A 19789-nucleotide genomic window follows, 5' to 3' on the forward strand; every position below is an offset into this window, starting at 1 on the left:
TATGTTAAAAAAGTTTATTGAAAGACCCGTATTATCTACGGTAATTTCTATCCTTATATTGATATTGGGTATACTGGGGCTTATATCGCTTCCGGTAACACAATATCCAGATATTGCACCCTCTACTGTAAAAATTTCTGCTTCATATCCCGGAGCGAATGCAAAGACAGTAATGGAGTCTGTAATTATCCCGATAGAGGAACAGGTGAATGGGGTTGAAGGAATGGATTATATTTCTTCTACTGCCTCTAATAACGGTTCTGCTTCTATTGATGTTGTATTTAAACCAGGTGTAGATGGAGATATCGCACAGGTAAACGTACAAAACCGTGTGGCACGTGCTACACCATTATTACCTTCGGAGGTAACTCGTTCAGGGGTTGTGACACAAAAACAACAGACATCAGCATTGATGTTTGCTTCGTTTAGTTCAACAAACCCCAAATACGATGAGATTTATCTTCAAAATTATTTGAACATCAATATTATTCCAGCCTTAAAACGTGTAAACGGTGTAGGGGATGCAACTGTGTTTGGTGCGATGACTTATTCTATGCGTATTTGGTTAGATCCTTCTCGTATGGCAAGTTATGGTTTAGTTCCTTCTGAAGTTTCTGTAGCTTTATCTCAAGAATCTCTTGAAGCTGCTGCTGGTTCGTTAGGAGAAAACTCTGGACAGTCATTCCAATATACAATTACATATTCTGGACGATACAAGACAGAAGATCAATATCGTAATATTGTTATTAAATCTTTACCAAACGGACAGGTTCTAAGATTAAAAGATGTAGCAAATGTAGAATTTGGTGCTCAATCTTATGCAGGACNNCTGTATTTGCTGTTTATCAAACACCAGGATCTAATGCACAAGAAATTATTGTAAACTTGAGAGCTGAGTTAGAAAAAGCTTCTAAATTATTACCAGAAGGAGTTTCTTACACTATCTTAATGGATACAAATACATTCTTAGATGCGTCTATTTCTAAAGTTGTTCACACAATGATAGAAGCGTTTATCTTAGTATTTATTGTTGTATATATTTTCTTACAAGATTTCCGTTCTACATTAGTACCATTGATTGCGGTACCAGTGTCTATTATTGGTACATTCTTTTTCCTTAATTTGGCAGGATTCTCGTTAAACTTATTAACGTTATTTGCCTTAGTACTCGCCATTGGTATTGTGGTAGATGATGCCATTGTTGTGGTGGAAGCCGTGCATGCTCGAATGGAGTCTCATCACGAAGCTCCTATGGATGCAACAAAAAATGCGATGGATGAAATTTCTGGAGCAATCGTTTCGATTACATTAGTAATGTGTGCGGTGTTCGTACCAGTAACATTTATCTCAGGACCAACCGGAGTATTCTACAAACAATTTGGTATTACTTTAATTGTTGCCATTTTAATTTCGGCATTAAATGCCTTGACATTATCTCCAGCATTGTGTGCTTTATTCTTAAAACCACATCAAGAAGGAGAGCAAAAACGTAACTTTATTCAGCGATTCTTTGATGCTTTCAATGCTTCATTTGATCGTATGACACATAAATATGGTAATTCATTCAAATTTTTAATTAAACACAAATGGATTTCATTCTTATTGATTATTGTAAGTGGTTTAGGAATTTGGGGTGTTGGAAAGATGATGCCAACAGGTTTCGTACCAACTGAAGATAATGGGTTTATTATTGGTAATATCGAGTTACCAGCGGGTGCTTCTATGGACCGTGTATATGAAGTTGAAAAAGAATTCCAGAAAAAAATTGAAAAAATTCCTGGATTAGATAAAGCAACAATTATCTCGGGTAACTCTATTATTTCTGGAGCTGGTTCTAACTATGGTATGATGTTCATTAAATTGAAGCCATTCGAAGAACGTACAACAGATGCTTTATCAGTACAATCAATCATTGGACAATTATTTGGTGCTGCAGCTCAAATTCCTGATGCTCAAATGATTTTCTTCCAACCACCATCAATTCCAGGTTTTGGTATGTCTTCTGGTTTCGAGTTGAAATTATTAGATAAAACAGGTGGAGATATTGCTGATTTTGATAAAGTTGCAAAGGAATATATTGGTGCTTTAATGCAACGTCCAGAAATTATGTATGCTCAAACATCTTTAAACACAGGTTTTCCTCAATACGAAATCGATGTTAATATTGAAAGAGCAAAACAATCTGGTGTTTCAGTAAGTTCTATTTTCTCAACTTTACAAGGATATATTGGAGGATTATATGCAGCTGACTTTACACGTTTTGGTAAACAATACCGTGTGTACATTCAAGCTTCACCAGATGATCGTATCAATGAAACAAGCTTAAATAAAATGTTCGTGAAAACGGATGCAGGTTCAATGACACCAGTTTCACAATTTGTGACTTTAAAACGTGTGTATGGTCCTAACTCTGTTAACCGTTTCAACTTATTTACATCAGCTAATATTACAGGAGCAGTAAAACCAGGATTCTCTACAGGTGATGCGATTACAGCAATTAATCAAGTTTCTGAACAAACATTATCTACTTCTTATAGTACTGACTTTACAGGTCTTACTCGTGAGGAGATTAATTCAGGTTCTCAAACAGCAATGATTTTTGCTTTATGTATCGTATTCGTGTACTTTATCTTATCTGCACAATATGAATCTTATGTTTTACCATTCGCAGTATTATTATCTGTTCCTTGTGGTATGATGGGGGCGTATTTATCTCAATGGTTAGCTGGATTAGAAAATAATATCTATTTCCAAATTGCCTTAATCATGTTGGTTGGGTTACTCGCTAAAAATGCCATTTTGATTGTAGAGTTCGCTTTACAAAGACGTGTACACGGAATGTCAATTGTTCAGGCAGCTATAGATGGAGCTAAAGCTCGTTTACGTCCAATTTTGATGACATCTTTTGCCTTTATTTTAGGATTAATGCCATTAGTATTTGCAACAGGTGTATCATCTGCTGGTAACCGTTCTGTAGCTACTGGAGCAGCATTTGGTTTATTGGTAGGTACAATTTTAGGTTTATTTGTTATTCCAGTATTGTTTGTTGTTTTCCAAACATTACAAGAAAAAGTTAAACCAGTTAAATTTGATCGTCCACAAGAAGAAATTGAACATAATAATTCAATCTAAAAATGAAAAAGTACAGAATATTTAATATTACTTTAATCGCAGCTGGATTGTTTGCTGTTCAGTCTTGTTTCGTAGCAAAAGATTATCATCGTCCTGAAGCTGTTGTAAATGAAGCAAATTTCAGAACAGATGTTATTGCAAAAGACAGTGCAAGTGTTGCAACTGTTTCTTGGAAACAAATTTTTACAGACACTCAATTACAAGCTTTGATTAATCAAGGTTTACAAAATAACNNAATAATTTAGATATACGTTCAGCACTGCAAAATATTGCAGTTGCTGAGGCGTATGCTAAACAAGGTAAAGCAGGTTATTTACCAACTTTATCTGTAGGTCCGAAATATACGTTTATAGAAAACTCTCGTAATACTCAATTTGGTGCATTGATGTCAAAACGTGCACAAAGTCAATACGAAGTTTCAGGGAACTTAAGTTGGGAAGCAGATATTTGGGGTAAAATTAGAAGTAATCAACGTGCATCTGCAGCAACTTATTTGCAAACTGTAGAAGCACACAAAGCGGTAAAAACGCAAATTGTTGCATCTATTGCAAATGCATATTACAACTTATTGGCTTTAGATGAGCAAAAAAGAATTTTAGATAAAACTTTAATCAACCGCGAGCAAAGTTTAGAAACAACGAAAGCTTTGAAAGAAGCTGGGAATGTAACAGAAGTTGCAGTTAACCAAACAGAAGCGCAATTGTTCAATGTGAAATCATTATTGGTTGACGTTGAAAATGGAATTAAGATGAATGAAAATGTGATGAGTATTTTGTTAGGAACAAATCCTCAATCTATTAATCGTACAAACTTAGCTTCTCAAAAAATTGACGAAAAATTATCTGTTGGTGTTCCAGCTCAATTATTAGAAAATCGTCCTGATATCAAAGCTGCAGAGTTTGGATTGATGAACGCTTTTGAGAATGTTAACGTTGCGAATGCAAGTTTTTATCCTTCTCTTTCTATTACTGCAACAGGTGGTGTACAAGGAATTGATATTGATAAATTATTTAGTGCGCAATCTTTATTTGCAACGGTGATCGGTAGCTTAACTCAACCTTTGTTACAACAACGTAAATTGCGTACGCAAAAAGAAGTTGCTTTAGCAAATCAAGAAAATGCTTTGATTAATTATAAAAGCAAAATCTTAAATGCAAGTAAAGAGGTTTCTGATGCGTTATACACATACGATGCAGCAACGAAGAAAGCTGAATATAAACAAAAAGAATATCAATTATTCAATCAAGCAATTACCTATTCTGAAGAATTGTTAAACTACGGTATGGCAAACTATTTAGAAGTAATTACAGCAAGAGACAATGGGTTGAATGCTGAATTGAATGTTGTTGATGCGAAATTATCATCTTTATCATCAATGGTCGAATTATATCGCGCTGTTGGAGGTGGATGGCAATAAGCAATTCTAATCTTAAGAAAAAAACCTCTCAAATATTTGAGAGGTTTTTTTATACTTCTATTTCTCTAAAACTTCGCAATGAATAATATTGTGAGAAGTTCCTACAAATTCTATTAACCAATTTTCAGTAGTTTCTTCAATTCGATTTTCATCTTTCCAAATTAGATAATCAAATGAAATTGGAATCGAAACAAATTTACTTTTTGGATGAGAAGCAAGTTCACTCAAATCTTCTTCAATTTTTTGTTCCATTTCAAATAAATCTTTTGGTTTTGATTTATGAAAACTATAATAATCAATCGCGATTAATTCTAATATAATTTTGTCGTTTGTAAATGTTTGCGCAAAATCGTAAATCGTTTGAAAAACATCGTTCAAGGTATGTTTGTGAAACAAATGATGCTGCTCAAAATATTGTCCTAATCCCATCAAATAATCGAAAATAGAATACTTTTGACTAATATATTTCAGCGTTTCTGGCGTTCTTGGTTTGTTCCAATAAATCTCCAGAGCATTTTCTAAAGCAGTAATATTTTCTAAATCATTTTCACTTAAAAAATCACTTTTTATAATTTGATAAGGCGGCATTGGATCAAAATGGTAACCATAGTTTTCATATTTTTGACGAACTGGAGTCCCTTTCAGAAATTTCAGAAAACCTAATTGCAATTCTGGTGGATATAGTTTAAAGGTTTCTTCGAAACTAAATTTCAAATCATCAATATATTCCAAAGGTAAACCAACAATTAAATCTAAATGCATCTCAATACGATCTTTCAATTGATTGATAACATTTGACGTTTTTTCAAAATTTTGCTTGCGCGAAACTTCTCGATTACTTTGTTGATTAACGGTTTGAATTCCGATTTCGAAACGGAAAAGATTTTTTGGAACATTTTCGTTGATGAATTTTATAATATCAGGATGAACAATATCTGCTGTAATCTCGAACTGAAAAACATTTCCTTCACGATAATGATCCAAAATAAATTGAAACAATTCGATCGTAAAATCACGTTTTATATTAAATGTTCGATCCAAAAACTTAATTGTTTTTCCATGCTTCATCAAATACAACAAATTTTCTTTAATGGTTTCCATCGGCAAATAGCGCATTTTATTGTCTAAACTTGCTAAACAAAACTCACATTTATAAGGACATCCACGAGAAGTTTCGATGTAACAAACCTTCTTTTCCAAATCCGCTGGATTATCGTATTGATAAGGATTTCGACCTTTTAATCGATTAATATCAAATTGAATATTTTGTGCATTGAAAACAACTTTGTTCTCTTTTTTGTAAACTAAATTCGGTACATTTTCTATTGCGGGATAATTTGCTGCAAATTCCTCGAACGGAATTTCTCCTTCACCTACAATGATATAGTCGATATAATCATTTGCAATCACATCATCATATTCGTAACTAACTTCTGGTCCACCCAACAAAATTTTAGTTTCAGGAGAAATTTGTTTGATTCGTTTACAAACTTCTAACGTCTGCGTAATATTCCAAATGTAGCAACTAAAACAGATAATATTGTATTTAACGCATTTTTCTGCAACTTCATCAAAGTCAGATTTAATCGTAAATTCTTTCCAAAAAATATTTCCATGATGATGATTTAAATCGTACAAAATACGAATTGCCAAATTGAGGTGAATATATTTTGCGTTTAAAGTCGTTAATAAAATTGATGATTGCATAATTTGTAATTGATTTGCAAAAATAATAATTAAAAACCTATCGCTGTACCGCCCAAAGAAACACTTGTTTTGTTATATTTTGTAGGCGTTTTTTTCTTTTTCACTTTGATTGAAAAAATAACAGGTTCTAATGGTAATTCGTTCTTTGTTTCAAATTCACTAATTTTCATGACTTTGTCTAAACCTTTTGTAATTTCTCCAAAAACTGTAAAATCATGATCTAAACGAGGCTGTCCGCCATTTTTTAAATATTCAGCGCGTTGTTCTGCTGTAAATTTGATTCCTTTTTTAGTTTCCAAATCATCTAATTCTTTCGCTGTAATTTTTTTTCCTACAACAAAATAAATTTGATTGTAATAAGAAGCTTTTTCTTTATTTCCATCTCGACCAGCACCTAAAGCTCCCATTTTATGAAAAGCTTTCGGATTAAATTCTGGCGCTAAACGAATCGGTTTTTGCTCTGGATGTTCGGCTTCTCGCGCCAAAATAGGATCATCTAATTCGCCTCCTTGAATGACGAAATCTTTCACAACTCTGTTAAATTGTGCATTTGTATAAGTTCCTTTATTAATCTCACTCAAAATCAAATCGCGATGTTTGGGAGTGAAATCATATAACATTACATCAAATTTTCCGTAATTAGTTTTGAATTTTAAAGTATAGGTTTGCGCAGAAACAAAACTCGAAATTGAAAATCCAATTCCGAGAGCAATATTTTTTAATAATCGATGATTCATTGTAAATTTTCTTGTTCTAAAGATAACAACAAATATAGAAATCTGAATGATTTTAAGCTAAATTCATAATCATAATTAAACTTCCAACACCAATAATTACCCATAAAATAATCGCCATTAATAACGGTTTGTAGCCGATATTTTTCATCATTTTGAATGATAAACTTGTGCCGATTAAGAATAATGTAAGCGTAAGAGCAGCTTTAGATAGATCGATAATAATTGGACTAAATTGATGGACAAAAGGTACATAGGTATTCACACAAATAGCGATTAAAAATAGACCAATAAACCACGGAATATTAATTTTTGATGTGTTGTTTTTGAAAAACAATAAGGTTAAAAACGATAATGGAATAATCCAAAGTGCGCGAGCTAATTTCACTGTTGTAGCGATTTGTAAAGCTTCTTCTCCGTATTTACTTGCTGCTCCAACGACAGAACTTGTGTCGTGAATTGCGATAGCGCACCATAAACCAAATTCGTGTTGAGATAAGTTGAATAAATGTCCAAGCGGTGGGAAAATCAATAATGCAATTGAGTTTAATGTGAAAACTACTGCTAAAGCAACCGAAATTTGATTGGGTTTTGCTTTTGTAATTGGCGCGATTGCAGCGATTGCACTTCCTCCGCAAATTGCTGTTCCAGCGGAAATTAGGTAGCCTGTAGCTTTTTCAATTTTGAAGAGTTTGGTAAATAAAAATCCTAAAATCATCAACGTAGAAATACTTACAACGGTGAATACAATTCCTTCTTTTCCTGCTTGTATAGCCGAAAAAATATTCATTCCGAATCCTAAACCTACCACAGCAACTTTCAGTAAAGTGTTTGATACTTTTCGTGATTGTACTTCGTATGGATTTCCAAATATTTGCGCAACAACAAATCCTAAAACTAATGCGATAGGAGAGCTTATAAAAGGCATTAAACATAGAAATGCACAAATTAAAAAGATAACTTTTTGTGTAGTGAATTGTTGAAATAAGCCTTTTTCTGAATGTATAATTTTCATGATTTGAATAATTTTATGGTACAAATTTCTTGTACTTATTATTCAAAAAGAAATGATAAAAAGTAATCTATTATTACTTTAAGTTATAACTATTGCAAAAATTAATAAACAAATTCACCAATTTAGATTGATCACCTTCTGGAATGATAAAATTGAAATTACGTTCTATCACAAGGTTTTTAATGTCAATAATAGTTAAAGTTTGATTTTTAAGTTCTTGTAAAATAGATTGAATTGATAAAAACGCTAAAGCATCAGAATGTAACACATACGATTTTATACTTTCTGTACTTCCCAATTGAATTTCGATATTGAGTTCATTTAGCTTTATATTTTTCGATTTTAAAGCTAAATCAATGGTTTCTAAAGTTCCAGAACCAGGTTCCCGAAAAACCAACGGAATGTTCTTTAAATCATCTAATTTGATATTATTTTTGGTAAAAATAGAATGATTTTGACGAGAAACTAACACAATTTCATCTTTCATAAACGGAAAATAATGAAACGTTCTATTTTTGATTTGAGCTTCAATTAAACCGACATCGATTTTATGATTTCCTAATAATTCTTCAATTCTTTCCGAATTTTGAATCACCAAACTCAATTGAATTTCAGGAAATCTTTTTCGAAATTCTGCCAAAATAGGAGGTAATACATATTGCGCAATTGTCGTACTTGCACCTAAACGTAAAATTCCTTTTTGTTTTTCTTGTAATTGCCCAATTTCAAATTCCATTTTTTGATAAACAGAAAAAATTTCTTCTGTATATTTTAATAGAATTTCGCCAGCTTTGGTCAATTTTATTTTCGTTCCATTTCGCTCGAATAACTTAATGTTAAGATTTAATTCGATTTCTTTAATGTGTTTTGTAACAGCTGGTTGTGTTATATTTAATTCGTTTGCTGCTTTCGTGAAATTCAATCGTTTAGCAACCGTATCAAAAACTTTTAATCTAAAATCGAACATAAGAAATTATTGAAATAAACTTAAATTGTATTGCTTTACCAAATCCAAAATCATGTGATAACCAGCCGCAGAATTTCCATGTTCGTCGAGTGCAGGACTGAAAACGCCGATACCAATTTTATTTGGAACAGAAACGGTGATTCCGCCACCAACGCCTGATTTACTTGGTAATCCAACGGTGCGAGAATATTCGCCACTAAATTCATACATTCCGGCAGTCAGCATTTGAGATTGAATTAATTGTGAGATTTCTGGATTTCTATACGTTGTGTCACCATCAAAACGCGTACATTGATGCGCGAAGAAATACCCAATTTTAGCTAAATCTTCGGCAGTTACTTCGATAGAACATTGTTTAAAATAGTTGTTCAACTTTTCTTCATCACCTTCAATCAAGCCATTATTTTTCATCAAATAAAACATTCCACGATTTTTGTACCCCGTTTCTTTTTCAGAATTATAAACAGATTTACTGTAATCTATCGAATTATTTTTGGTGATATACCGAACCATTTCAAGGATTTTTTTGAAAGGAATTTCACCTTCACCCTCAATCATAGAAGTTGTTAAAATCGCACCAGCATTCATCATCGGATTAAGAGGTTTTCCTATTGTTTCAAGATTTGCGTAGTGATTAAATGGTTTATCCGTTCCGAAATAACCTATTTTAGAAAATACATTTTTTTCCCCTTTTTCCGTAACAGCAATCATTAATGCAATGATTTTTGAGATACTTTGAATCGTAAATTTTTGGTTGACATCGCCAACATTTATCACTTTACCATTTTCATTAACCACAGAAAAAGCAATTTTATCGGCTTGCATTTTTCCTAATTCTGGAATATAATCGGCAACTTTTCCTTCTTTGTAAAAAGCTTTATTTTTCTCAAGAATATCGTTTAATGTTTTTTCATTAATCTGTAAACTTTTCGAGCTATTTTTTGATGTATTCTGTCCATAAACCGTATGATTGATTGGATTAAAACATGTTAAGGTAAGGCTTAATAGTAATGTTGAGAATGTATATCGTTTCATTTTATTTGATGTAAAACACAAACTTAAAAAATATTTGGTTGATTCGCCGAGATAAAATAGTTTTATATAAAATGTAGAATCTAAAATTTATAAAAAAAATGAAATATTTCGTCCTATTGTTGTCTAGTTTGTCTTTTGCGCAAACCTATCAAGTGATTAATGAAGAAAATACGTCTGTTAGTTACCGGGGTTTGGCTTTTCAGGATGCAAAAACGTTTATTGTTTCTGGCTCAAAAAATACAATTGGTAAAACGACAGATGGAGGAAAAACATTTAGTTGGATTAATCCGAAAGTTGTAGAAAATAGAGATTTTAGAGATGTAGAGATTTTAGGAAAAGATAATTATTTAGCTTTAGGAATTGATTCTCCTGCTTATATTTTGCAGACGAAAGATGGCGGAAAATCGTGGAATAAAGTGTATGAAAATAATGAAAAAGGTATTTTTTTAGATGCAATTTATGTGGATAAAACTTCGAAGAAAATTACGGTTTTAGGCGATCCAATGTCACCAGACAAACCATTTGTATTAACGTCTTCGATTACTGATCCGACTAAATGGGAAGTTGCAAAATCGCTTCATGGTCAACCTTTACGTCTAAAAAATCCGAAAGAAGCTTTTTTTGCTTCAAGTGGAAGTAATTTGTATGTAGATGCGAAACAAACCTTGATTGTTACAGGAGGAGAATTGTCGAATTTATACTATTATACACCAAAAGGTGGACAAATGTATGCGTTAGAAAAGACAAAAAGTTCTACTTCTGGAATTAATGGAATGGCTTATGACGCAACGAATAATGTTGGTTATTTGGTTGGTGGAGATTTTACAAAACCTGAAAATTCGAGCTTTAATTTCTATAAATTTAAACTATTAAATGGTAAAATAACCTTTCAAGATTCTTGGAAATATCCAGCAGGATATAAATCTGGTGTAACAATTATTTCAAAAGATAAAGTCTTGGTTTGTGGTTATTCTGGAGTGGATTATTCAGCAGATGGAGGACATAATTGGACAAATCTTACACAAGATAGTTACAATACGTGTACAGTTTCACCAGATAAGAAATATGTGATTTTGGTGGGAAATAAAGGAAAGATTGGAAAAATTACGTTATAAAGATTTTCTAAAATTAAAATTAGATTAGAAATTGATTTTCAGTTTTATAAATACTAGGTTCTTTGTAAATTTGAATAACCTAATACAATTCATAGTAAAGGGTGGTTAGTAGTTTTTTTAGTAAAAGTTCAGATAAATTTTATCTGAACTTTTTTCGTTAAAATTATTCTTAAAGTTGAAAATTAATTCTTCCAATGATTTCATAATCTTTAACTTTAGTAAAATTCAATCTAAAAAATATTCAAAATGAAAAGAAGTGCAAAAGCAGTTTGGAATGGTTCGGTTACAGAAGGATCAGGAACATTAACCACACAAAGTACTGTATTAGACAATACACAATATTCGTTCAAAAGTCGATTTGAAGAAGGAGTAGGAACAAATCCGGAAGAACTTTTGGCAGCGGCTCATGCAGGTTGTTTTACAATGAAAACATCAGGTTTATTGGGAGAAGCGGGATATACAGCAGAAAAATTAGAAACCGATTGTAAAATTGTTTTTGAAGGAGGAAAAGTTGTTCGCTCAGAATTAAGTTTAACGGCAAAAATTCCTTCGATTACAGATGAAGAATTTCAGAAAATAGCAAAAGAAGCAGAAGAAACTTGTCCGATAAGTGTTTCATTTAGTTTCGAAAAAGTATTGGTTTCGGCAGTTTTAGTATAATAAATGTTAGAATCAAAAGAAAAAATCCAACAAGTAACTTGTTGGATTTTTTTGTTATTTCAAAACTGGAATTTCGATATAAGAATCGTGATAAATTCGTTGTGTTTGTTTCAAGAAATCTTTCGCAGTTGCTTCGTAAACATTCATAAATTGTTGCGGATTTCGGTCGGCTAAAGGAAACCATGTATTCTGAACTTGAATCATGATACGATGTCCTTTCTTGAAAGTATGTCCAACATCTGGCATAGCATACGTCACATTTATTTTCTGATTAGGAACCATTGCTTCGGGCTTTTCAAAACTATTGCGGTACTTTCCTCGCATAATTTCGGCACGAATCAAATTTTGATATCCAGCCATCAATTTTCCGTTATATTTTGGTGTATCTTCAGGGAAAACATCAATCAATTTTACCACATAATCAGCATCTGTTCCTGTCGATGAAACAAATAAATGATTGATAATTGGACCTGTAATCGTCATATCTTCCGTTAAAATATCAGTTTGATAAACCATAACATCAGGACGAGTTGACGCAAATCGTTGATCATCGACCATATATTCTCGCGGACGACTTTCTAAAACACCACCTTGATACGGAACTGGATTATTTGGATCTGCTACATATTCATCAAAACTTGTATTATTAGTCTGTTGAAAAGATATTTTTCCGTTGGCTTGTAAATACATTTTCTGCGTTGACACATTCTTTGGAGGCCAAGTATCAAAATGTTTCCACTCGTTAGAACCTGTGATAAAAACTTGCGCTTCTGTTGGTTTGAAATTTCCTTTGTCTTTTAAATAATAATTGAAAAAAGGTAACTCAATTTGTTGTTGATAATATTCACCTGTTGGCGTTCCAAACTGCATATCACCAAATGTATCGGCTTTAGAGCGAACCCAACCACCATGAAACCAAGGTCCAGCTACCAAAATATTTGTTGCATTCGGATTTTGCTTTTCGATTGCTTTATAGGTTTCAAAAGCACCATAAACATCCTCTGCATCAAAGAAACCACCAACCGTCATCACAGCAGGTTTCACATTGGTAAGATGTGGCAAAGGATTTCTATCTTGCCAAAATTGATCATAATCAGGATGTGCAAACAAATCATTGTAGAATTTGATATTATCTTGAAAATATTTATCCTTCAATTCCTTTACAGATCCACCTTCTAAATAAAAACGGTAATTATCTTTGATTGGATATTCTAATGATTTTGGACCTTTATCTGGCGTAATTGGTTGCGGACGTTTTACACCAAATGACGACATAAATTTGAAAGAATCATTCAGAAATAATACACCATTGTGATGAAAATCGTCGCCTAAAAACCAATTCGTAACTGGTGCTTGTGGCGAAACAGCTTTCAAGGTTGGATGCGAATTAACTAAACTCATTGTTGAATAAAAACCAGGATAAGAAATTCCATAGATTCCAGCTTTTTGGTTGTAATTTTTCATGTTTTTTGCCAACCATTCCAATGTGTCGTACGTATCTGTACTTTCGTCAATCGCTTTTTTATTTTTCGTTTTATTAACAGGTCGTACATCTTCAAATTCACCCTCGCTCATCCATTTTCCTCTCACATCTTGGTACACGAAAATAAAACCTTCGCGCATTTCTGCAGGGAAATTTCCAAGCGATTTTTTATACTCATTTGCTCCATAAGGCGCTACGGTATAAGGTGTTCGATTAAGTAAAACAGGATATTTTTTGGTTTGATCTTTTGGCGTATAAATAGCCGTGAACAATTTCGTTCCATCTCGCATCGGAATCAATTGTTCGGTCTTTTCATAATGCTCTCTAACATAGGCAGAATCTGCTTTTGCAACTTGCGCATAGCTAATTCCACTCATCAAAATAAGACTAAGTAGAGTTGCTTTTTGAGTAAATTTTTTCACGTGTTTATCAATTTTACAATACTATAAATGTAAAAAACTTTTAAATTTTACACTTATAAATCGAATTATTTTCTACAAATGATTTCAATATCGATAAAGTTTTAATTATTTTTTATGAATTTGAAAATTCGAACACTTTTTTTGACTAAATTAGTTAGCCAAAATCAATTGAAATGAAGTTAACTGCAAAAGCAACAATTCAAATTCAGAAACCTAAAAATGAAGTTTTTGATGCGATTGTTAATCCAAATAAGATGAATCAATATTTTATCGCTTCTTCTACGGGTGCTATCGAAACTGGAAAAATTGTTGAATGGAAATTCCCTGAGTTTGATGATATTTTTCCTGTAATGGGAGGCGATTTAAAACAAGATGAATACATTTCGTTTGATTGGAGTGGCGGTGTTGATGATATGTTGGTGGAAATTTTTCTTGAAAAAGGAGAAAATGATTCGACAATTGTCAAAGTCATTGAACATGAAATGAATGATGATGAAGCTGGAATTAAGCAATTGATGGGACAAACAGAAGGTTGGGCTAATTTCTTGGCTTGTTTGAAAGCTTATCTCGAATATGGAATTAATTTGCGCAAAGGTGCTTTTGATTTTATGAAACCTTAAAAATGAACAAAAGACATACGTATGATCACAATCGAAACAATAATAAATGCTCCAATAGATCAAGTTTGGAAAGATTTTAATTCTCCTGAAGATATTGTAAAATGGAATCAAGCTTCTGATGATTGGCATTGTCCGAAAGCAGAAAATGATTTGCAAGTTGGTGGAAAATTAAAGAGTACGATGGCTGCGAAAGATGGCAGTTTTCAATTCGAATTTGAAGCTAAATATGATGAAATCATTCCAAATAAATTTATTCGTTATTACATCGCAGATGGTCGTAAGGTTGAAATTAATTTTCATGAAGAAAATAATTTAACCAAAATCACAGAAAAATTTGAACCAGAAAGTCAAAATCCTACTGAAATGCAACAACAAGGTTGGCAAGCTATTTTGAATAGTTTCAAAAATTATGTTGAATCAAATCGATAAAAATAGTAGAAGATGGAAGAAAATAAATCGAAAATTGGTCAAATGGTTTGGGCTGATTTAACTGTTGAAAATTCGACTGAATTAAAAGATTTTTACAAAGAAGTGATTGGTTGGGAAGTCAAAAATGTTGCGATGAAAGATGGCGAAGAAGAATACAATGATTATGCAATGATGTCTTCTCCAGAAAATGCGGCTGGTGGAGTTTGTACGAAACGTGGTATGAATAAAGGAATTCCTTCTCAATGGATTATGTACATTAGTGTAGAAAATGTTGCGGAAAGTTTACAAAAAGCGTTGGAAATGGGAGGGAAATCTATTCATGAGATTAAAAATAAAGAAGGAAATCTTCAATTTGCAATTGTAGAAGATCCTGCTGGAGCTGTTTTTGGATTAGCAAATGCTTAAAATATGAAAAAAGTATCGTTTACAGAAGTAATTTATGCGCAGCCTAAACATGTGCATAAAGTAATGATTGCGCCAGATTCGTATAAAATTTGGACGAAATCGTTTAGTGAAACTTCAGATTTTAAAGGAGATTGGTCCGAAGGTTCTCATGTTTATTTCACTTATGATACCGAGAAAGGTTCGGCAGCGATGATTGCTACAATAGATGAAAATATTATTGGAAAATCAATCAAAATGCGTCATATAGGAAAGCTGAATGAAGAAGGTCAAGAAATTTTTGATGGACCAGAAATTGATGCGTGGAAAAATACAGAAGAAACCTATAAAATGGAAGATGTAGAAGGTCACACACGATTAACCTGTTCGGTGGAGATAGATGATCAGGTTTTTCCAGAAACTCAAGTCAGAGAAATGTGGATAAATGCACTGCGCAAACTGAAAGAGATTTGCGAAGATTAATTATGATGACAGATAATTTCACAACTATTGATGAATATATTCTTGGGTTTGATCAAGCTAAACAGGAGATTTTAGAAAACGTAAGAAAAATTATTCATGAAGCTGTACCAAGAGCAATGGAAACGATTAATTATAAAATGCCAACATTTCGTTTGAATGGAAATGTGATTCATTTTGCGATGTTCAAAAATCATGTAGGGATTTATCCTGGAGCAGAAACAATCGAACATTTTAAAAATGATTTAACCGATTATAAAACATCAAAAGGTACAATACAACTTCCTTTGGATAAAGTTTTACCGAAGAAATTATTGAGAGAAATTGTGTTGTATAAAGTTAGTTTGATGAAAGATCAGAAAGCTGAAGAATGGACGAAATACAATGGTAATTGGGCAGAAGCGAATGAGAAAATTCAACAAGTTGTAAATGAAACGGAACTTGTAAAAGAGTTTAAATGGGGTGGAGATATTTATACGTTTAACAAGAAAAATGTGTTGGCATTTAGTGGTTTCAAAAATCATTTTGCGTTGTGGTTTCACAATGGCGTTTTCTTGAAAGATCAATATAAAGTTTTGGTGAATGCGAATGAAGAAAAAACGAAAGCTTTGCGTCAATGGAGATTTAATTCTGCCGATGAAATTGATGTCGAAAAAGTAAGAGAATATGTCTTAGAAGCGATTCAATTGGTGAAAGACGGAAAGGAAATAAAACCTCAAAAATCTGTACCAAAAGAAGTTGATGGGATTTTGAAAGAAACTCTAAATCAAAACAATAAATTATTTACTTCATTTAAAGCTTTAACTTCAGGAAGACAAAAAGAATACATCGAATATATTGATGAAGCAAAACAAGAGAAAACGAAAATTTCTCGCATCGAAAAAATAAAACCTATGATTTTAGAAGGAAAAGGTTTGAATGATAAATATCGAAAATAATGCAATATGAAGTCGCAAATTTAGAAGAATATTTAACGTCAATTCCAGTAGAAAGAAAAGAAGCTGTTGAGAAATTAATTAAAATTTTGGCAGATAAATTACCCACTGGTTTCGAGTTGCAGTTGAGCTATGGTCATCTTGGGTTTGTTGTACCGTTTTCACTTTATCCGAATGGTTATCATTGCGATCCGAAATCACCGTTGCCGTTTATCAATATTGCTTCTCAAAAGAATTTCATTGCGTTATATCACATGGGAATTTATATGGACAATAAATTGCTGAATTGGTTTGTTGATGAATATCCAAAATACTCAAAACGTAAATTAGATATGGGAAAAAGTTGTATTCGTTTCAAAAAAGTAGAGGATATTCCGTTTGAATTAATCGGAGAATTAGCGCAAAAAATTACGCCACAACAATGGATAGAAAATTATGAAAAAGTACTACTTAATCGAAAAAAATAAATCATGTCACAAATCGATAAATTTTTAAAAAAATTAGAAAAAAATAATAACCGCGAATGGTTTACAGAACATAAAGTTGAATTTGATACAGCGAAAGCTGAAGCAGATTCAATTTTCAATGTGATTTACCAAGAATTAAGTAAAAAGGAAGAATTAGAACCGCTTAAAATTTATAGAATTTATAGAGATGTTCGTTTTTCTCATGATAAAACTCCTTATAAAACTCATTTTTCTGCGCAAACAGGTCGCAAAAAGCCACTTAATAGAGGTGGGTATTATTTCCATATTCAACCGAATCATAATTTTATAGGTGTTGGTTTTTGGGGACCAGAGCGCGATGATTTGCTTCGTATTAGAAAAGATATTGAAGTTTCGGATGAATTAGCGAAGATTCTTCAATCCAAAACAATTATGAATGAGTTTGGAGAAATGCAAGGAGAAGAAGTGAAATCTGCTCCAAAAGGTTTTTCGAAAGATCATGAGCGAATTGAATTGTTGCGTAAAAAGCAATATTTATTTATCAAGAATTTCACGGATGAAGAAGTTTTAGCAAAAGATTTTCCGCAGAAAGTGGCGAAATCAATTCAGGTTCTTCAACCATTTTTGAATTATATGACAGAGGTTTTAACAACCGATGAAAATGGTCAACCATTATATTAAAAAAATAATCACAAAAAAACACTATATTATGGCTAAAGTACACGCTTACTTAAATTTTAACGGAGATTGCGAAAAGGCATTTCAGTTTTATGAAACTGTTTTTGAAACGCAAAATATTGGGATGTATAAAATGGTAGATATGCCGCCAAATCCAGAATTTCAGATTCCAGAAAGTGCAAAGGATAAAGTTTCGCATGTGGCATTGTTTATTAATGAAACAACAATGTTAATGGGTTCTGATATTATTGAAGAATTTGGACATCAATACAAAGCTGGAAATAATAATTACATTATGCTTGATGTTGATAATCCCGCAGAAGCGCATCAATTATATGATCGTCTTTCGGTAAATGCAAAATCGTTAGAAATGCCTTTGGCTGAGCAGTTTTTTGCTGAGCTTTATGCGTCTTTTATTGATCAATTTGGAACACCTTGGATGATTCATTTCGAAGGAAATAAAGCGCATTCGATGTAAAATATAGTTTAAGAATAAAACATAAAACCTCTCAACTTGAGAGGTTTTTGTTTACTATACATTTACGTTCGTTGCTTGTAACATAAGTTGATGAAGATCTGTATTTTTTACAAATGGCTTCAACAAATCACTTCCTGGTCCATACATAGCTAATTCTACATAATCGCCCGAGTGATCCATACTTATCCAACCTACATTGTTGTGTTTTTTCTGAATTTCAGAGAAAAATTTGAACGGAAGCTTTTTGAAATTATATAATCCTTCTTCTTTATCCAAACCTTTGTAAAAATCTAACATATGTTTTGCTTCATCATCAGTTAAACTAAAACCATTTGTTTCGACAATCCAATCTTTGATTTCTTGTATATTAAAATCTTCGTGAATTTCATTCAAAATATGTTCGTTGGTATATTTATAATTAACAATACTTTCAAATTTTTTGTTTACATCAGCTCCATAAATAGTTCCTGGATTTGCATTTCCGTGATCAGTTGTGATGATAACTAACGTATTTCCATCCTTTTCAGCAAAATCCATTACAGTTTTGATTGTTTCATCAAATGCAATTTGATCATTTATTAATCCTGCAACATCATTTGCATGTGCCGCCCAATCCACTTTTCCAGCTTCTACTTGCAATACAAAACCATTTTGATGATCTTTCAAATTATCAATCGCAACCTTAGTCATTTCGGCAAGTGTAGGAATAGATTTATTTTTTGAGAGATTTTTATGATCGATTGCGTAAGGAATTGCTCCAGTATTGAAAATACCTAATAGAGATTTATTGTTTTGAGATTTTCCTAATTCCTCCTTTGTTTTCGCAATTTGATAGCCTTTATTTTTATAAATAGCATACAAATCTTTCTTGTCTTCTCTTTTGGATGAATTAAAAAACTCATCACCACCACCTAATAAAACATCAATGCCAATTTCGGCATATTTTTCAGCTATCTCTGGTTCTGCATTTCTACTTGCAGAATTTATACAAAAACCAGCTGGAGTGGCATGAGTAATAGTAACTGTAGTCACACACCCTGTTCTTTTACCCGCTTTTTTGAACTTTTGCCAAATCGGAACATGATGTTCTCCATTCGTGCTAATATTTAATACGCCATTTTTCACACGAATTCCACCTCCAAAAGCTGAACTTGCAGCAGCTGAATCGGTAACAATAGAACTTGCAGAAGCGGTGTCCATTAAAGCTCTTTTTACTTTATTTTCTTCATAAAGATTTATCCAATTACCATTTTTTCCATGCAATTGTATGTTGTACAAATTAGCCATAGCAAGAGTTCCGGAACTCATTCCATCACTTATCATAAAAATAATATTCTTTGCAGAATTTGTAGAAAGATTAGGTTTGATTTTATTTTGAGCAAATAAATCGAAAGGATTTAGAATTAAGCCTGTAGAAATTAATGCCGATCCTCTAAGAAATTTACGTCTATCCATTTTATTATTTTTGTAAATGAATAGATTATTTCTGAGAAGTGTTTTAGCTTATTGTTAAATCTTATTAATGATACAATCTAAATCCTAATTTCAGGCATATATTGGCGTGTTTATCAAACAATGCATGTACAAGCTCTTCTTCGTCATCAATTTCTTTTGCTAAACAAAAATAATATTGATACCGGTAGTGCATTTGTATT

At 32.3% G+C, this 19789-nt stretch carries 19 protein-coding genes and 1 pseudogene; 12 read left to right on the forward strand and 8 right to left on the reverse strand.

Going from position 1 to position 19789, the window contains the following annotated elements; translation table 11 throughout:
• Window position 1: 1 nt before the first annotated feature.
• Window positions 2–3132, forward strand: a pseudogene (locus tag B4L98_RS12635) (efflux RND transporter permease subunit).
• Window positions 3133–3400: 268 nt separating this feature from the next.
• Window positions 3401–4549, forward strand: coding sequence for a TolC family protein (locus B4L98_RS12640; RefSeq protein WP_349679433.1), 1149 nt, complete (start codon window positions 3401–3403; stop codon window positions 4547–4549).
• 57 nt (window positions 4550–4606) lie between these two features.
• Here B4L98_RS12640 and B4L98_RS12645 read toward each other — a convergent pair whose 3' ends face one another.
• The 5 genes from B4L98_RS12645 to glsA form a co-directional block, all read right to left on the reverse strand.
• Window positions 4607–6256, reverse strand: a complete 1650-nt coding sequence (locus B4L98_RS12645) for a B12-binding domain-containing radical SAM protein (protein ID WP_219033972.1) — start codon at window positions 6254–6256, stop codon at window positions 4607–4609.
• A gap of 29 nt (window positions 6257–6285) precedes the next feature.
• Window positions 6286–6993 carry a peptidylprolyl isomerase gene (locus tag B4L98_RS12650; protein ID WP_219033971.1) on the reverse strand — a complete coding sequence of 236 codons (708 nt, stop codon included), beginning with the start codon at window positions 6991–6993 and terminating at the stop codon, window positions 6286–6288.
• A 52-nt stretch (window positions 6994–7045) separates the two neighbouring features.
• Window positions 7046–8005 (reverse strand): YeiH family protein, encoded by a 960-nt coding sequence (locus B4L98_RS12655; RefSeq protein WP_115000367.1) that lies wholly within the window; start codon window positions 8003–8005, stop codon window positions 7046–7048.
• Window positions 8006–8078: 73 nt separating this feature from the next.
• Window positions 8079–8972 carry a LysR family transcriptional regulator gene (locus B4L98_RS12660; RefSeq protein ID WP_219033970.1) on the reverse strand — a complete coding sequence of 298 codons (894 nt, stop codon included), beginning with the start codon at window positions 8970–8972 and terminating at the stop codon, window positions 8079–8081.
• 6 nt (window positions 8973–8978) lie between these two features.
• Window positions 8979–10007: a glutaminase A gene (gene glsA, locus B4L98_RS12665; RefSeq protein WP_291078356.1), complete on the reverse strand. Its 1029-nt coding sequence runs from the start codon at window positions 10005–10007 to the stop codon at window positions 8979–8981.
• A 98-nt stretch (window positions 10008–10105) separates the two neighbouring features.
• Between glsA and B4L98_RS12670 the strand changes: the two genes are divergently transcribed.
• Together B4L98_RS12670 and B4L98_RS12675 are read left to right on the forward strand one after the other, a co-directional pair.
• A complete protein-coding gene (locus B4L98_RS12670; RefSeq protein ID WP_291078358.1) occupies window positions 10106–11122 on the forward strand; it encodes a YCF48-related protein in 1017 nt (338 codons plus the stop codon).
• Between the two features lie 246 nt (window positions 11123–11368).
• A complete protein-coding gene (locus B4L98_RS12675) occupies window positions 11369–11782 on the forward strand; it encodes an OsmC family peroxiredoxin (protein WP_135836498.1) in 414 nt (137 codons plus the stop codon).
• 54 nt (window positions 11783–11836) lie between these two features.
• Here the strand turns inward: B4L98_RS12675 and B4L98_RS12680 are convergent, their stop codons facing one another.
• The gene (locus tag B4L98_RS12680) at window positions 11837–13687 is read right to left on the reverse strand and encodes a CocE/NonD family hydrolase (RefSeq protein ID WP_291078361.1); all 1851 of its coding nucleotides are present in this window, start codon (window positions 13685–13687) and stop codon (window positions 11837–11839) included.
• A 173-nt stretch (window positions 13688–13860) separates the two neighbouring features.
• Here B4L98_RS12680 and B4L98_RS12685 point away from each other — a divergent pair, with 173 nt between their 5' ends.
• The 8 genes from B4L98_RS12685 to B4L98_RS12720 are packed head-to-tail and all read left to right on the forward strand — an operon-like array spanning window position 13861 to window position 18134.
• Window positions 13861–14307: an SRPBCC domain-containing protein gene (locus B4L98_RS12685; protein WP_219033967.1), complete on the forward strand. Its 447-nt coding sequence runs from the start codon at window positions 13861–13863 to the stop codon at window positions 14305–14307.
• A 21-nt stretch (window positions 14308–14328) separates the two neighbouring features.
• The gene (locus B4L98_RS12690) at window positions 14329–14736 is read left to right on the forward strand and encodes an SRPBCC family protein (protein WP_291078363.1); all 408 of its coding nucleotides are present in this window, start codon (window positions 14329–14331) and stop codon (window positions 14734–14736) included.
• A 12-nt stretch (window positions 14737–14748) separates the two neighbouring features.
• The gene (locus B4L98_RS12695) at window positions 14749–15141 is read left to right on the forward strand and encodes a VOC family protein (RefSeq protein ID WP_125350072.1); all 393 of its coding nucleotides are present in this window, start codon (window positions 14749–14751) and stop codon (window positions 15139–15141) included.
• 3 nt (window positions 15142–15144) lie between these two features.
• A complete protein-coding gene (locus B4L98_RS12700) occupies window positions 15145–15600 on the forward strand; it encodes an SRPBCC domain-containing protein (protein WP_125350073.1) in 456 nt (151 codons plus the stop codon).
• The gene (locus B4L98_RS12705; RefSeq protein WP_125388319.1) at window positions 15588–16535 is read left to right on the forward strand and encodes a DUF1801 domain-containing protein; all 948 of its coding nucleotides are present in this window, start codon (window positions 15588–15590) and stop codon (window positions 16533–16535) included. Before B4L98_RS12700 ends, B4L98_RS12705 begins: the two co-directional genes overlap by 13 nt.
• Complete coding sequence (locus B4L98_RS12710) at window positions 16535–16999, forward strand: DUF1801 domain-containing protein (RefSeq protein WP_038330627.1); 465 nt, start codon at window positions 16535–16537, stop codon at window positions 16997–16999. Before B4L98_RS12705 ends, B4L98_RS12710 begins: the two co-directional genes overlap by 1 nt.
• 3 nt (window positions 17000–17002) lie before the next feature.
• The gene (locus B4L98_RS12715; protein ID WP_038330630.1) at window positions 17003–17659 is read left to right on the forward strand and encodes a DUF2461 domain-containing protein; all 657 of its coding nucleotides are present in this window, start codon (window positions 17003–17005) and stop codon (window positions 17657–17659) included.
• Window positions 17660–17687: 28 nt separating this feature from the next.
• Window positions 17688–18134 (forward strand): VOC family protein, encoded by a 447-nt coding sequence (locus B4L98_RS12720; RefSeq protein ID WP_280050962.1) that lies wholly within the window; start codon window positions 17688–17690, stop codon window positions 18132–18134.
• Window positions 18135–18188: 54 nt separating this feature from the next.
• Here B4L98_RS12720 and B4L98_RS12725 read toward each other — a convergent pair whose 3' ends face one another.
• Both B4L98_RS12725 and B4L98_RS14730 read right to left on the reverse strand, forming a co-directional pair.
• Window positions 18189–19589, reverse strand: a complete 1401-nt coding sequence (locus B4L98_RS12725) for an alkaline phosphatase (RefSeq protein WP_219033963.1) — start codon at window positions 19587–19589, stop codon at window positions 18189–18191.
• 64 nt (window positions 19590–19653) lie between these two features.
• The gene (locus tag B4L98_RS14730; RefSeq protein ID WP_409558221.1) at window positions 19654–19782 is read right to left on the reverse strand and encodes a DUF6642 family protein; all 129 of its coding nucleotides are present in this window, start codon (window positions 19780–19782) and stop codon (window positions 19654–19656) included.
• Window positions 19783–19789 lie beyond the last annotated feature (7 nt).

This window comes from Empedobacter sp. UBA5528 (assembly GCF_002426075.1).
Classification (GTDB): domain Bacteria; phylum Bacteroidota; class Bacteroidia; order Flavobacteriales; family Weeksellaceae; genus Empedobacter; species Empedobacter falsenii_B.